The sequence below is a fragment of the Amycolatopsis sp. NPDC104775 genome, from assembly GCF_055583325.1.
In genome coordinates this window covers 970862-984413 of the sequence record NZ_JBVJOE010000003.1, presented here as the reverse complement: position 1 = coordinate 984413, position 13552 = coordinate 970862, and the positions used below count along the sequence as shown (strand labels likewise).

Annotated in this window: 13 protein-coding genes; 6 read left to right on the top strand and 7 right to left on the bottom strand. The window is 67.3% G+C overall.

Annotated elements, in window-relative coordinates:
- Positions 1 to 409 precede the first annotated feature (409 nt).
- Together ACZ63D_RS18760 and ACZ63D_RS18755 are read right to left on the bottom strand one after the other, a co-directional pair.
- Positions 410 to 631 carry an RNA-binding S4 domain-containing protein gene (locus ACZ63D_RS18760; protein WP_465355544.1) on the bottom strand — a complete coding sequence of 74 codons (222 nt, stop codon included), beginning with the start codon at positions 629 to 631 and terminating at the stop codon, positions 410 to 412.
- A 13-nt stretch (positions 632 to 644) separates the two neighbouring features.
- Positions 645 to 1394 carry a trypsin-like serine peptidase gene (locus ACZ63D_RS18755; protein WP_465355543.1) on the bottom strand — a complete coding sequence of 250 codons (750 nt, stop codon included), beginning with the start codon at positions 1392 to 1394 and terminating at the stop codon, positions 645 to 647.
- Between the two features lie 66 nt (positions 1395 to 1460).
- Between ACZ63D_RS18755 and ACZ63D_RS18750 the strand changes: the two genes are divergently transcribed.
- Positions 1461 to 2297: an SDR family NAD(P)-dependent oxidoreductase gene (locus ACZ63D_RS18750; RefSeq protein ID WP_465355542.1), complete on the top strand. Its 837-nt coding sequence runs from the start codon at positions 1461 to 1463 to the stop codon at positions 2295 to 2297.
- A 111-nt stretch (positions 2298 to 2408) separates the two neighbouring features.
- Positions 2409 to 3056, top strand: a complete 648-nt coding sequence (locus ACZ63D_RS18745; protein WP_465355541.1) for a hypothetical protein — start codon at positions 2409 to 2411, stop codon at positions 3054 to 3056.
- Positions 3057 to 3464: 408 nt separating this feature from the next.
- On the opposite strand, the gene ACZ63D_RS18740 is transcribed toward ACZ63D_RS18745, so the two are convergent.
- Entirely contained in the window at positions 3465 to 4121 is a 657-nt protein-coding gene (locus ACZ63D_RS18740) for a response regulator (RefSeq protein WP_465355540.1), read from the bottom strand.
- The gene (locus ACZ63D_RS18735) at positions 4118 to 5710 is read right to left on the bottom strand and encodes a sensor histidine kinase (RefSeq protein WP_465355584.1); all 1593 of its coding nucleotides are present in this window, start codon (positions 5708 to 5710) and stop codon (positions 4118 to 4120) included. Before ACZ63D_RS18735 ends, ACZ63D_RS18740 begins: the two co-directional genes overlap by 4 nt.
- A 184-nt stretch (positions 5711 to 5894) precedes the next feature.
- Between ACZ63D_RS18735 and ACZ63D_RS18730 the strand changes: the two genes are divergently transcribed.
- The 4 genes from ACZ63D_RS18730 (at position 5895) to ACZ63D_RS18715 (ending at position 9542) form a co-directional block, all read left to right on the top strand.
- Positions 5895 to 6698: an ABC transporter ATP-binding protein gene (locus ACZ63D_RS18730; protein ID WP_465355539.1), complete on the top strand. Its 804-nt coding sequence runs from the start codon at positions 5895 to 5897 to the stop codon at positions 6696 to 6698.
- Positions 6699 to 6732: 34 nt separating this feature from the next.
- Complete coding sequence (locus tag ACZ63D_RS18725; RefSeq protein WP_465355583.1) at positions 6733 to 7572, top strand: ABC transporter permease; 840 nt, start codon at positions 6733 to 6735, stop codon at positions 7570 to 7572.
- A 1-nt stretch (position 7573) separates the two neighbouring features.
- Positions 7574 to 8629 carry an ABC transporter substrate-binding protein gene (locus ACZ63D_RS18720; RefSeq protein ID WP_465355538.1) on the top strand — a complete coding sequence of 352 codons (1056 nt, stop codon included), beginning with the start codon at positions 7574 to 7576 and terminating at the stop codon, positions 8627 to 8629.
- A gap of 199 nt (positions 8630 to 8828) precedes the next feature.
- Positions 8829 to 9542 (top strand): G1 family glutamic endopeptidase, encoded by a 714-nt coding sequence (locus ACZ63D_RS18715; RefSeq protein ID WP_465355537.1) that lies wholly within the window; start codon positions 8829 to 8831, stop codon positions 9540 to 9542.
- A gap of 27 nt (positions 9543 to 9569) precedes the next feature.
- Here the strand turns inward: ACZ63D_RS18715 and ACZ63D_RS18710 are convergent, their stop codons facing one another.
- From ACZ63D_RS18710 to ACZ63D_RS18700, 3 genes are all read right to left on the bottom strand, one after another.
- Positions 9570 to 9902 (bottom strand): antibiotic biosynthesis monooxygenase family protein, encoded by a 333-nt coding sequence (locus tag ACZ63D_RS18710; RefSeq protein ID WP_465355536.1) that lies wholly within the window; start codon positions 9900 to 9902, stop codon positions 9570 to 9572.
- Positions 9903 to 9945: 43 nt separating this feature from the next.
- The gene (locus ACZ63D_RS18705) at positions 9946 to 10506 is read right to left on the bottom strand and encodes a hypothetical protein (RefSeq protein ID WP_465355582.1); all 561 of its coding nucleotides are present in this window, start codon (positions 10504 to 10506) and stop codon (positions 9946 to 9948) included.
- 118 nt (positions 10507 to 10624) lie between these two features.
- Positions 10625 to 13423 carry an ATP-binding protein gene (locus ACZ63D_RS18700; RefSeq protein WP_465355535.1) on the bottom strand — a complete coding sequence of 933 codons (2799 nt, stop codon included), beginning with the start codon at positions 13421 to 13423 and terminating at the stop codon, positions 10625 to 10627.
- Positions 13424 to 13552 lie beyond the last annotated feature (129 nt).

Here is a 13552-nt window from a genome sequence, read left to right as displayed (position 1 = left end):
GGCACCTTAGGGTGGAGTGTGATGGTTTGTGGTGCGTTCTTGCACAGGCGAGGAAGATGCCTTGACAAGCACCCGCCGAACGCATTTTTGGCTTCGTATCGGGGTGCGGGGGAGTGTGGGTGCGTTGGGTGGGTTGGGTGGGTGGGCTGCGGTTTTGGGGGTGGGGCGCGGGGCTTGGGTGCTTGGCTGGGGTGGGGGCGCGGGTGTCGGGTTGTGCCCCCAATGCGGCATTGGGTGCGTTTGACTCACCGAACGCCACATTGGGGCGCGTGGCGAAGGCTGCGGTGGGGGCCTTGAGGGAATGTGGGTACGTGAAGGAGCCCTTCACGGCGCGCGGAGGGTCGTGAAGGGGGAACCTGGGGGAATCAGGGGCTGTGAGGGTGGCCCTCACGGACGTGGCGCGGGGGAGTCAGTGCGAAAGGGAGACGCGGGCCTGTTCGCCGCCGACTGCGACGATGTCGCCGTTTGCCAGTTGGCGGCCTCGGCGGGTTTCGATTTCGCCGTTCACGGTGACCTCTTCGGCGTCGATCAGGTCTTTCGCGTGCGAGCCGTTGTCCGCGAGGTCGGCCAGTTTCAGGAATTGGCCTAGCCGGATCGGTTCACCGGTGATCGGGACGTCGCGCGTGCTCATGGGGCGCATCATGTCACGGGGTCGCTGTCGCTCGGTTGTACAGATCGGCGATCTGGTCGTCGAAGTAGCTCGAGTACGAGATGTCGTCGGTGTATCCGCCTGCTTCGTAGCCGCCGATCACGCCGACTACCGTGCCGGTCTTCGTGTCTGGTGACGGGTCCGCGACCAGTGGGCTGCCGCTGGTGCCGGTGGCGAAGCCGGGGCATTCGAGGCGCATTTGGTGTTCGTCTTGCTGTTGGGTGTGGGTTTCGCAGGTAGCGACCTCGTCGACGCCGTCGGGGTAGCCGGCCACCGTCACCGGGCGCGCGAAGGGGCCGTTCGTGCTCAGTTGGTTTGCTCCGGTTACTGCTTCGAGGGGTTCGGGCGAACCGTCTTGGCGGGCGGTTGCGAAGCCGACATCCAGGTTGGGATCGGACGAATCTATCCAGCCTTGCGCGACCAGTTCGTCGCCGACCTGCCAGTATCCGTACGGGGCGACGCCGTCGTGGAAGCCTGGGGCGAAACTGACATTGGCCAGGTAGCCGCCGCCTTCGCCGTCGTGGATGCAGTGTGCGGCGGTGAGCAGTTCGTTTCCGCGCGGGCTGTGCACGACGCTCGCGGTGCAGTAATGCGAGCCGTCGACGAACAGCGCGCCGACGGACGCTTGGATCGGCTTCGCCGGGGTCGACGTCGCGACCGCTGGTTCCGCTGCGTGCTCAGCGCACGCCACGATGGTCCCGCTCGCACTCATCAGTGCGAACAGCCCGATCACCGTGCGCCGCATGCCACCTCCTGTACTGGTCCTCGTCACTAGTATCAGAGGAAGCCGTGAGACCAGGGTGGGGAGACGATGAAGGACTTCTCGAACAAAGTCGCAGTGGTCACTGGAGCGGGCTCGGGCATCGGCCGGGCGCTGGCGCTCGAACTCGCGGTGCACGGCGCGCTCCTCGAACTGTCCGATGTCGACGCCGAGGGGCTCGAGGGCACCGTGCGCGAAGCCCGCGAGCGCGGAGCCGAAGTGCGGGGGCATTCGCTCGACGTCGCCGACCGGGCCGCGGTCCTGGCTCACGCCGAGGACGTCGTGCGGGAGCACGGCCGGGTCAATCTCGTCGTCAACAACGCTGGCGTGGCGCTGGGCGCGACCGTCGAGGACATGACGTTCGAGGATTTCGACTGGCTGCTCGGCGTCAACCTCGGCGGGGTCGTGAACGGCACGAAGGCATTTTTGCCGCACCTCATCGCCTCCGGAGACGGCTACGTCGTCAATATCTCCAGCGTGTTCGGATTCGTCGGAGTGCCTACGCAGAGTGCGTACAACGCGGCGAAGTTCGCCGTTCGCGGATTCACCGAGTCGCTGCGCGAAGAAATGCTCGCGGCGCGGCATCCGGTGGGCGTCAGCTGTGTGCATCCGGGCGGGATCAAGACCAACATCGCCCGCAACGCGCGCGGCGGGACGGGCGGCGACCAAGCCAAAGCGGCGGCCGGATTCGACAAAATCGCCCTTACCACACCGAAGAAAGCGGCCGAGACCATCCTGCGCGGCGTGCGCAGGCGGTCCGCTCGGATCCTCATCGGACCGGATGCCTACGTGATCGACGCGATCCCGCGCGTGCTCGGTTCGGCCTACCAGCGTCCGCTCGCGGTTTTGGCGCGCCAAGGGCTCAAACGCGTCCAGGGCAACGGATAACTGTCCGCATTCTTGATCACTCGATAGAGTTGCATTTTCACCGAATCGCTCGGAAATGCCGCAGAATGCTGCCAGTCCACTCGTGTGTCCGCACCCCGGAGGTAGCCCTCGATGCTGCGCCTTGCCGAGCGCCGTTTGCCCGCGCCCGCTGACCGCGCCTCCGGGGAACTGGTCGATCGCACCGGCATCATCGCCGCGAGCCTGCCGCGCGAACCGCGTCCGCAGGACGAGGCCGCTCCGGAGACGAGCTGCGAATCGACCCAGCAGATCCCGGTGATCGCCGGATGCGCGCCCGCCGAGGAACGCCCGCGCGCGGTCGCGTCGAGGCGGCGAGCCCGGGTGTGGGTCGGAGCCGGACTGGCGGTGATCCTGGTCGGACTCGGCTGGCTCGCCGGAGGATTCTTCACCGGCGTGCTTCCCGGCCAGCCCGCGGACGACGCCGTCGTGCAGGCCGAACAGCACACCCCGATCGCGGAACAGCAGATCCCGGTCCCGCCGACGAGCAAGCCGCAGGCGACGCCGACCGCGCCGCCGGTCACGGTGTACGTCCCGGTGCCCTCGCGCCAAACCCCGGCGCGGCGGCACGCTCCGGTCCGCTCGACCGCCCCGCGCGAGACGGCGGCCGCGGAACAGGCCGAACCGCGCGCGGACCTTGAGACGTCCACTCCGAGCAAGGCTCCGGCACGGTCGGGGATCGGCCAGCTCCTCGACTGGAAGCCCTGGCTGGACGCGGCGCAGCGGATGGCTGGCGGGCGCTGATCGCGGTTCGCCAAGGGGCGGGTTGCGGACGGCGGGTTGATCGCGTTCGCCGGGGGCGAGCTGGTTTTCTGGCGGCGGGCTGATTGCGGTTCGCCTGGGGTGGGTTGTTTTTCTGGCGACGGGTTGTTCGCGGTTCGCCGGGGCGAGTTGGTTGCTGGCGGGCGCTGATCGCGGTTCGCCGAGGGCGGGTTGTTTTGCTGGCAGCGGGGTGTTCGCGGTTCGCCAAGGGGTGCGCTGGCAGGTGTTGATCGCGGTTCGCCGGAACTCTGGCGGGGTCCAGGACGGGGTTGCCGGGCGAGGCTTGTCTCTCGGCTGGCGAGCACTGACCGCGATTTGCCGGATATTCGGCGATTCCGGCGTCGTTCGACCGGGTCGGGCTTCTTTGGCAGCTAGCGACTTGGCCTGGGATCAGCCGATCCAGCCGTACTCGTGTTCCGGCCGTCCGGTCGCGCCGTAGCGAAGCCGCATTTCCACTGCTCCGGATTCCGCCAGCGCGGTGAGATAACGCTGCGCCGTCGCGCGGGCCATGCCGAGTTCGCGGGCTACTTCGGCGGCTGACAGCGGCGTCGGCGAACTGCGTAAACGTTCCGACACCAGGCGAGCCGTCGCGCTTGACTGGCCCTTCGGCGTCGCCGCGCGGTCCTGGTCGTGCAGGGCGCGGAAGGCCCGGTCGACGTCGTCTTGGGACAGTGGGCGTTCGGTGGTGACCAGGCCGCGGTACCGGGCGTACGAGGTGAGCCGTTCGGACAATTGCCGCGTCGTGAAGGGCTTGATCAGGTAGTTCAAGGCACCTGCGCGGATCGCGGCGGAGATCGAGGCCGCGTCGGTGGCGGCGGACAGCACGATGGTGTCCGTTTTCAGGTCCGGCAGGACGGAAAGGCCGGGCTCGTCTGGCAGGTAGACGTCCAGCAGCACCAAATCCGGGGCCAGTTCCCGCACGCGGGCGCGGGCTTCAGCGGCGGTGTGCGCGACCCCGGCGACGGTGAATCCCGGTACCTCCGACACGAATCCCGCGTGCACACCGGCGACGCGGAAGTCGTCGTCCACGATCAGGGTGCGGATCATGCGTCGGTCTCCTCGGGTCGGTCCAGCAGGCCGGGAAGTTTGGCGACGAACAACGCGCCGGTCGTCGCGCCGCCGGGGTCGGCGAGCCAGACGTCGCCGTCGCGGGCTCGGGCGGCTTGGCGGGCCAGGGCCAGTCCGAGCCCGTGACCGGGAGTGAGCTTTGTGGACACTCCTTCGTCGAAAAGCCTGGCTCGTAGGGCAGGATCAATGCCTGGTCCACTGTCTACAACGGACACATGCAAAGCAGAGCCATCGGCTAGCAGGCCGACTTCGACCCACGCGGGGCGCCGCGGGCCCATGCGGGCGGCGTGCAGGGCATTGTCGACCAGGTTGCCGATTACGGTGCCCGCGGCGATCGGATCGGTTACCGAAGCCGGGACCCAGGCGTCGTCGGCCAGTCGCAGTTCCATGCCTTTTTCCTGTGCCTGCTCGGTTTTCGCGACCAGCAGGGCTTGCAGGTACGGGTCGGTGATCCGGTCGTCGAGCGGTTCGGCCCGGGAGGCGGTGGTCTCGGTGAGAGTTTGCAGGTATTCCTCGGCTTCCGCGTGATGGCCGAGTTGCAGCAGGCCGGACAGGGTGTGCAGGCGGTTCGCGAACTCGTGCCGTTGCGCGCGCAGGCCGTCGGACAGCGAACGGATGCCGTCGAGTTCGCGGGTGAGAGTGTCGAGGTCGGTGCGGTCGCGGAAAGTCAGGACGGTGCCCAGCGCGCGTTCATCCCGTTGCACGGCACGGGAATTGATCACCAGGACCCGGTTTCCGGCTACGGCCAGGAGGTTGTCCACCGGCCGTCCTTCGGCGACGGCCTTGTGCACCCGCGGCGACAGGTCCAGTTCCCGCAGCGGTGCGCCGACCGGGAGCGGGGTGCCGAGGAGGCGTTCGGCTTCGTCGTTGCGGACGGTCACCCGGTGTTCCGCGTCGACGGCCAGTACTCCCTCGCCGATGCCGTGCAGGACGGCTTCGTGCTCGTACAGCAGCTCGGTGAGTTCGTGGGGTTCGAGGCCGTGGGTTACCCGGCGCAGGCGGCGGTTGAGCAGGGCGGACGCACCCGCGCCGATCAGGAGGGCACCGCCGCCGAAGACCACTGTCAGGATGAACAGCCGGTTGAAGTCCCCGGTCAGTTCGCCGATGCGGTAGCCGACGCTCACCTCGCCGACGACCCGTGAGCCCTGTTTGATCGGGGTCTTGCTGCGGACGGACGGTCCCAGGGTGCCCGCGTTGAACTCGCTCACCACGTCGTTGCCCGCGATCACTTCCTCCCACGGCGTGCTCACCTTCTTGCCGACCTCGGACAGCGTTGGGTGGGCGAGCCGGATGCCGTGATCGTCGGTGATGACCACGAACAAGAGCGCGTCGTCGGTCTGCGTCTCCGCTTCGACTCGTTTCTGCAGGTCTGGGCTGGGTTTCCGGGAAGCCGCACCGGCGATCACGACAGGCTCGGTGGCCACTGATTTCGCGATCGCCAGCGCGCGCTCGCCGTACTGTTCGGTCAGGGTCGTGCGCAGGAGCCAGCTGATCAAGGCGACGCCGAGGCCCACGACGAGGACCACCACGCCAATCTGCAACAGCAGCACCTGACGGGTGAACCGCATCCGCGGAAAGAGCGCCCACTTCGGCATGCCAGGGAACATACCCCCAGCTCAGCGCCGCGCGCTAAACGAGCAAAACGTGGAGAACGCGCAGAGCGCACGCAGAACGTCGACAAGCTTCTCCACCGCGAAACCCGCTCTTAACCTGCGTCGAGCGAGTCCCCACCGTGACGAAGGAGTCACCTCGATGGCCCCACTCATCGAACTGATCGGCGCCACCAAAAGGTTCCCGAGCGGATCAGGTTCTGTCCACACCGCTGTCCGCGAGCTGACCATGACCGTCGAACCCGGGGAGTTCGTCGCCGTGGTCGGGCCGACCGGGTGCGGCAAATCCACCACGTTGTCCCTGGTCTCCGGGTTGCAGCCGCCGTCGGCGGGGCGGGTCGTCGTGCACGGCTCCGACGTGAAGTCGATTCCGGACGGCGTCGGCTACATGTTCCAGACCGACGCGGTGATGCCGTGGCGTTCGGTGCTGGACAACGTCGCGTCCGGGCCGCGTTTCCGCGGTGCGTCCAAAGAGGACGCACGGAAGAAGGCGTCGGACTGGATCGCCCGCGTCGGGCTGGCCGGGTTCGAGAAGTACTATCCGCACCAGCTTTCCGGCGGTATGCGCAAGCGGGTCGCACTGGCGCAAACGCTAGTCACGGAACCGAAAATCCTGCTGATGGACGAGCCGTTCTCCGCGCTCGACGTCCAGACCCGCGCGTTGATGCAGGACGAGCTGCTCCGGTTGTGGTCCGGCACCGGCGCCGCGGTGATCTTCGTGACCCACGACCTCGACGAGGCGATCGCGCTGGCGGACAAGGTGGTCGTGCTGACCACGAGCCCGGCGACGGTCAAGGACGTTTTCGAGGTTCCGCTGGAGCGGCCGCGCAAGGTGGAAGACCTGCGGCTCACCGAGGAATTCCGCAAGATCTACTCCGACATCTGGGAATCGCTGCGCGGCGAGGTCGACAAGGCCCGCCAGAAGGGAGCGACCGGTGTCGCTTGATCTGACTGTCGGCCCGTCCAACCCGAACCCGCGAATCGAGGACGAGGCAAGCATTATCGCGAGGCAGAAGACTCGCACGGCCGCGCGCCGGCGCAACATCTGGCTGCTGCGCCTGGCGATCGTCGTGGTCTGGCTCGGCAGCTGGGAAATCGCCGGGCGGTTCTGGATCGACCCGTTCTTCTATTCGATGCCGTCGAAGATCTGGGAACGGCTCACCGAATGGTTCGTCACCGGAACTGATTTCGGTTCCATCTGGTACCAGATCCTCGTCACGGTCGAAGAAGCCGTCCTCGGTTTCGTGATCGGCGCGGCGCTCGGCGTGCTGCTGGGCGTGGTGCTCGGCCGCAGCCAGTACCTTTCGGACGTGCTGGCTCCGTTCATCAAGGCAGCCAACGCTTTGCCGCGTATCGTGCTCGCGGCGTTGTTCGTGATCTGGTTCGGTCTCGGCATGTCCTCGAAAGTCGCGACGGTGGTCGTGCTGGTGTTCTTCGCGGTGTTCTTCAACGCGTTCACCGGTGCTCGCGAGGTGGACCGCAATCTGATCGACAACGCACGCATCCTCGGCGCAACCCGTTGGCAGGTGTTGAAGTCGATCGTGCTGCCCAGCGCGACGTCGTGGATTCTTTCGTCGCTGCACGTGGCTTTCGGTTTCGCGTTGATCGGCGCGGTCGTCGGCGAGTACACCGGCGCCAAGGCGGGCATGGGCTTCCTGATCGCCAACGCGCAGGGCACCTTCGACACCGCCGGGGTTTACGCGGGCATGCTGATCATCACCGTGGTCGCACTGCTGGCCGAATGGGGAATCAGCACCTTGGAGTCGAGGCTGCTGCGCTGGCGTCCGCAGGTTTCCGCCCAGGCGAGCCAGGGGATCTGATATGCGTCTCAAGAGGACACTCGCGGTCGCGGCGGCCGCGCTGGTGACCGTGGCCGGGGTGAGCGCCTGCCGGGATTCCCGGGAGATCAACCTCGGCAACGGTGGACGGCCGCACATCAAGATCATGGTTGGCGGACTGTCCAAAGTGATCTATCTGCCCGGTCAGCTCGCGAAACAGCTGGGCGAGTACGAGAAGCAGGGACTGGACGTCGAACTGTTCGACCAGCCGTCCGGGGCCAACGCGGAAACCTCGCTGCTGGCCGGTGAAGTGCAGGGTGTCGTCGGGTTCTACGACCACACGATCGACCTGCAGGCCAAGGACCAATGCATCACCAGCGTGGTGCAGTTCGCGAATGTGCCCGGGGAAGCGGAAATGGTCGCCACCGGAAAAGCCGGGCACATCAAGTCCGGCGCAGACTTCCGCGGCAAGAACCTCGGCGTCACGTCGTTGGGCTCGTCGACGGACTTCCTCACCAAGGCGCTCGCCAGCCGCGGCGGAGTCGGCAGCAAGGACTACACGCCGGTGAAGGTCGGGGCCGGGCAGACGTTTATCTCCGCCATGCAACAAGGTTCGATCGACGCGGGGATGACGACCGACCCGACGATCGCGCAGCTGACCAATACCGGACAGGCCAAGGTGCTCTACGACATGCGCACGCCGGAAGGCACCCGCGCGGCGCTGGGCGGGCTCTACCCGGCGAGTTCGCTGTACATGAGCTGCGAAATCGTGAAACGCTATCCGGACGTCGTGCAGAAACTCGCCAACGCGTATGTGAATTCGCTGCAGTGGCTTTCCACGCACAGTGCGGAAGAGGTGGCGGATCTGATGCCGCCGTCGTTCGCGGGCGGGAACAAGGCGTTGTACGTCAAGTCGCTCAAGGACAGCCTGCCGATGTTCACCAAGGACGGCCGGATGGACCCGTCCGGTGCGCAGAACGTGCTGAAGGTGCTGGGCGCGTCGTCCAGCAACGTGAAGCCCAAAAAGGACAAGATCGATTTGTCCAAGACGTACACCACCCAGTTCGTGGACGCCGCGCACGCCCGTACGGCGCGGTAGTCCACTTCGGAAGGAGTCCGTGCCGGCCCGCCGCCTCCCCTGGCGGGCGGGCACGGACTTCTGTGTACACAAAGGAGAATCGGGACATTTGGTGAAGAGTTCCCGAGATGTGAATACCCTTCGAAAGTAGCTACCAACTCCGGCATCCCGAATTCAACACTGGTACGCGCAGGCACTCCCGTGACCAGATTGGATGCCCATGAGTTCACGATCTTTCCCGCGTCCCCTCGGATTGCTGGCGGTCGGCGCGTTCGCGGCCGCGACCCTCGTGGCCGGCGCGGGAGCCGGGCCCGTCACGTTCGGCAAGCATTTCCACGGGAACCACTACTCCGGCGGAAACTGGGGCGGTTACGTCAGTTTCGGCAGTTTCACCACCGCGACCGCGGGCTGGACCGAACCGTCGGCGACCTGCAATTCCAGCAACGACCTGTTCGCGCCGTGGGTGGGCATCGACGGCGACGGATCGTCCACTGTGGAGCAAACCGGCGTCGCGACCGACTGCTCCAGCGGCAGCCCGCAATACCAGGCCTGGTACGAAATGTACCCCGCCGCGCCGGTGTACTACTCGGCGAGCGAGGCCCCGGTGAAGGCGGGCGACCACATCACCGCGACTGTCACGCGCAGCAACAGCAGCTACCGGCTCGACTTGAAGAACGACACCCAGGGCTGGACGAAGACGACCACGCAGTCGCTGAACGCGAAGCACTCGTCGGCGGAAGCGATCATCGAATCGCCGACCGATTCGTACCCGTCGCTCAGCGGCGGCGTGAAGTTCGACGGGGTCAAATTCGACGGCAAGAACCTCGCCGCCACCAGCCCGCAGGGCCTCAACGCGGACGACGGCGGCAGCGCGACGTGGGTCCCCGGCCCGATCGGTTCGGACGGCCAAAGCTTCTCGATGAACCGGCAGTAGCGGGTCGTGCGGGGAGCTCTGAGTGAATCAGGGTTCCCCGCCCGGACGCTCGAAGCGGTAGGCGCGTTCGACCCGCGAGACGTGGACGTCGAATTCCGTGTACCACTCGGCGCGGCCTTGGCGGCGGGTTTCGCTGTGCTCCAGGTTGGCGCGCCACGCGGCGATGGAGTCCTCGTCCCGCCAGTACGACACGGTGATGCCGAGCCCGGATTCGTCGCGGACGGAGTTGATGCCGAGGTAGCCCGGCTGTTTCGCGGCGAGTTCGCCCATCGCGGCGGCGCGCTCGGCGTAGCCGCGGTCGCCGTCGGTGCGGCGGGACGTGAAGATCACCGCGTAGTACGGCGGTTCGGGAAGCTCCATGGCCGCAGATATACCTGGCGGACGCGGGGAAGGCCAGCGCGTTTCAGCCTTGCAGGCCGTTGACCGCCCAGGCGAACACCATCAGCGCGAGCAGCAGCGAGATCCCGGCCTGCACCATCATGGTCATCTTCGCCCAGATCCGCAGCGGCATGACGTCGGTCGGGCTGAACGCGGTGGCGTTGGTGAACGACGTGTAGAGGTAGTCGAGGTACCGCGGTTCCCATTCCGCCTTGGCCATCGACGGGTCGCTCATCTGCGGGAACTGCAGGTCGGGGAAGTCCGCCCGGCCCGCCGCGCGCCTCGCCGGTCCGCCTCGGTCGAACTCCCAGTACCAGAGCGAAAACACGACGATGTTGGTCCAGTAGATCACCACGCCGCTGATCAGCACTTGGACCGCGTGCCCGCGTTGCGTGCCCTGTGCGATCCCGATCACCAGCTGCACCGCGGACGCGCCGTTGAGCACGCTGACGACGGCGAGCGAGGCCAGCGCCACCATGCGTTCGACGAGGTTGAACTCGCTGAGCCGGCCGGGGTTCAGCAACAGCAGCGCGACGATCAGCACCGCGGTCAGCGACGGCAGGAGCCACCACGGGTGCAGGACCATCTCGTCGGGGAGCGCGAGTTGCAGGGCGAGTGTCCCGATGACGACGGCCGCCGCGGGCCACCGGGTTTCGCCTTTGGTCGCCCTCCGCCAAGCGGGAACTAGTTCGTCAGCCACCTGCCTACGGTATGACGAGGTGCTCGTTACCGCGCGGTTCCGGGGACGGCAGTTTCCTCGCGACGTCAGTGCGGCTTCGCGCGCCTAGCTTGCGAAGCACCTTCGCCACGTGCTGCTCCACCGTGCGCGGTGAAAGGAACAGACCGTCGGCGATCTGACGGTTTGTCCGGCCTTCCGCGAGCATCTCGGCGACTTCGCGCTCTCGCGGCGACAGTTCGCGACCATAGCCGCGACGACCACGCTGTGACGGTGCCCAGGCACCGTGTTCGCGAAGCAGATGATGGCAACGGCCAGCGTCGCGGGTGGCACCTAGCTGTGCGTACGCAGTTGCGGCTTCGCTAAGCGCAGTCGTCGCGCCGCTTTGTCCTGCTTCAAGGCGACAGCGTGCCGCGCGTTCACGCATGCCTGCAGCTAGGTACGGCATCGGTAGCTCCGCGTACGCGTCGGCGGCGGTGTCGAAGAGTGTCGCGGCGGCTAGGTGTTTCGCGCGGGCGTTGGTCAGGACGGCACGACCGGCGTGCAGGGCTGCGGCGGCGAGGGGCGCGTCGCGGTCTTCGATGCCGCGCGCGAACTCTTCAACGAAAGCGTCGGCGTCGTGCCAACGGTCCGCGCGCGTGTACGCCTCCGCCGCGGCGGGGACAAGCGACGCTGCCCAGACCCACACGCCCTTGCGACGTGCGGCGTCGACAGCTACATCAGCGGCTTCGCAGGCTGCGGCGATGTCGTCGGTCGACAGGTGCACGCCGATCAACACCGAAGCCGCACACAGCACAACGGGGATAGGGCCTTCGCCCGGGCGGTGCGCCGAGGCGTCGGCCAAGTGTCTTCGCGCTGCCGCGAACTCGCCACGCACCGCGGCCAGGCCGCCCAGGACCAGCGACGTCTCCATGACGATCGCACCCAGCGCCGGGTGCCGGGCCCGGACGTCTTCGGTCGCTTCGGCCAGACCGTCCCATTTGCCGCGGAACCACGCGAGCCGCACCTCGGTGCCTTCGATCAGGCCCTTCGGATACAGCGCACCCGCTTCGGAAGCCCGGCGCAGCCCCTCGGCGACCAGCTGTTCGGTCCGGTCGAGATGGCCGGCCCACGACTGCGCGTCGGCGAGGTTGCACCACAGCCGGGCCAGCTGCACGCGTTCGGCGACGCTCGGCGCGGTGTCCGGCATCGCCTGGAATTCCGCCCACGCCGAACCGTCGCCGATGTGCGCGGCGGTCGCGATCCGGTCGCCGGTGAGCGCCAGCCGCAGCTCGGGATCGGTCAGTCCGGCGTGCACTTCCCGGGCGCGGCGCATCCACTGTTCGTGCCAGGACAGCGGGGTGAGCCCGTCGAACGGCAGCGCGAGCAGGTTGATTCCGCGCGCGGCCAGTTCCGGCCGATCCGCCAGTTCGGCGACGGCGCGTTCCACTGCCGCGCGCCCTTGCTCCAGCCGCCCGGCGACGCGGACCAGCAGCATGCCCAGCGCGAGCCGGATCGTCCCGTGCACGGCCGGCGGCAGCGGGCGGTCTTCGAGCACCTTCTCCAATGTCAGGTGGACATCCGGGCGGAAGACGCGCAGCGAGACATCGCTGAGCTTCTTCGCCAACCGGCCCACCGCATCCTCGTCGGCCTTCGCGACGACCGCCTGCAGCAAGTCGATCGCGCGTGCGGTATCACCGCGTGCGATCGCTTCGTCGGCCGCTTCTTCCGCGTAGTGTTGCCATTCCTCGACGCGTCCAGCGGCGTGTGCGTGCGCGGCGAGCAGCGACAGTGGTTGACCTGGCAGGTGCATTGCCTTGGTGTGCAACAGTTTTCGTTCGGCGACGCTGAGACCATCGTACACAGCCTTGCGCGCGAAGGGATGCCGGAAGCCGTAGCGATTGTCGTCGACCTCGTCCAGCAGGCCGTCGGACAACACGATGTCGTCCTCGGCCACCCCCGCGAGCTCATTCAGCACCGACGGTTCGGCGGGCATATTGAGCACGGCGGCGGCTTTGGTCAGCTGCACTGCGGTTTTAGGCAACGCGGACAGCTGCCGGAAGACCGATTCCCGAAGCGCGACAGGGACTTCTAGCCGATCCAGCGCCGACTCGGTCAATTCGACGCCACGCAACGCGCGGATGGTTTCCTCGGCGACAAAAGGAATCCCGGCCGTGTACTCGTGCAGCTTCGCGGCGAACTCGGCGTTGATCCGAGGCAAGCCCAGAAGGTCGCAAGCCATCGCGGTGACCGCCGCTGAATCCAGCGGCCCGAGCGTGACCTGCGCGCTGTGCACTCCGGGAGCCGTGCGCACGCTGGAGTTTCCGGTGCAACAGGTGGCGGCCAAGCCCAAGTTCGGCGGCCAGTCGACGGCGAGAAACCGCAGCAGGTCACCGGTTCCCGGGTCGGCGCGGTGCAGGTCGTCGATGAGCAGGATGGTCGGACCGCAGGATATCAGCAGTTCCCGGAATGCGCGGAACACTCGATGCCGCCCGGCGCTGGCGTCCGGCAGCGGCACCGGCGCGGGAGGCAACACGTCGGCCAGTTCCGGCAGAAGTGGTTGCAGCGCACCGGCAACCGGGCTCAACGGCCCGAGTCGATCCCCGGCGGAGCGCAAGGCTTCCAACACCGGACCGTACGGAAAGGGCTCGGCCAGTTGCGGGCACGCGCCGCGCAGCACGCGGAGCTGGGAAAACTCCGGCCGCGCGGCGAGTTCGGCGAGCAGCCGGGTTTTGCCCATTCCGGGCGCGCCCTCGATCAGCACCGCAGCGGGCCGGTGTCCAAGAACTTCGGCGACGGCGGCGAGTTCGCGGTCACGCCCGGCGAAAGCCGCCGGACGCGGACGCACGGATACCAACGTCGGAACGGCCGGCCACATCACGACCTCCCCAGCGAGCGTCTTGTCCGTTTCGCCCGGAGCTTAAGCAGTGCGCGGGGCGGGGTAAACCAGCTTCCGGACCGTCCGCATGCACGCTGC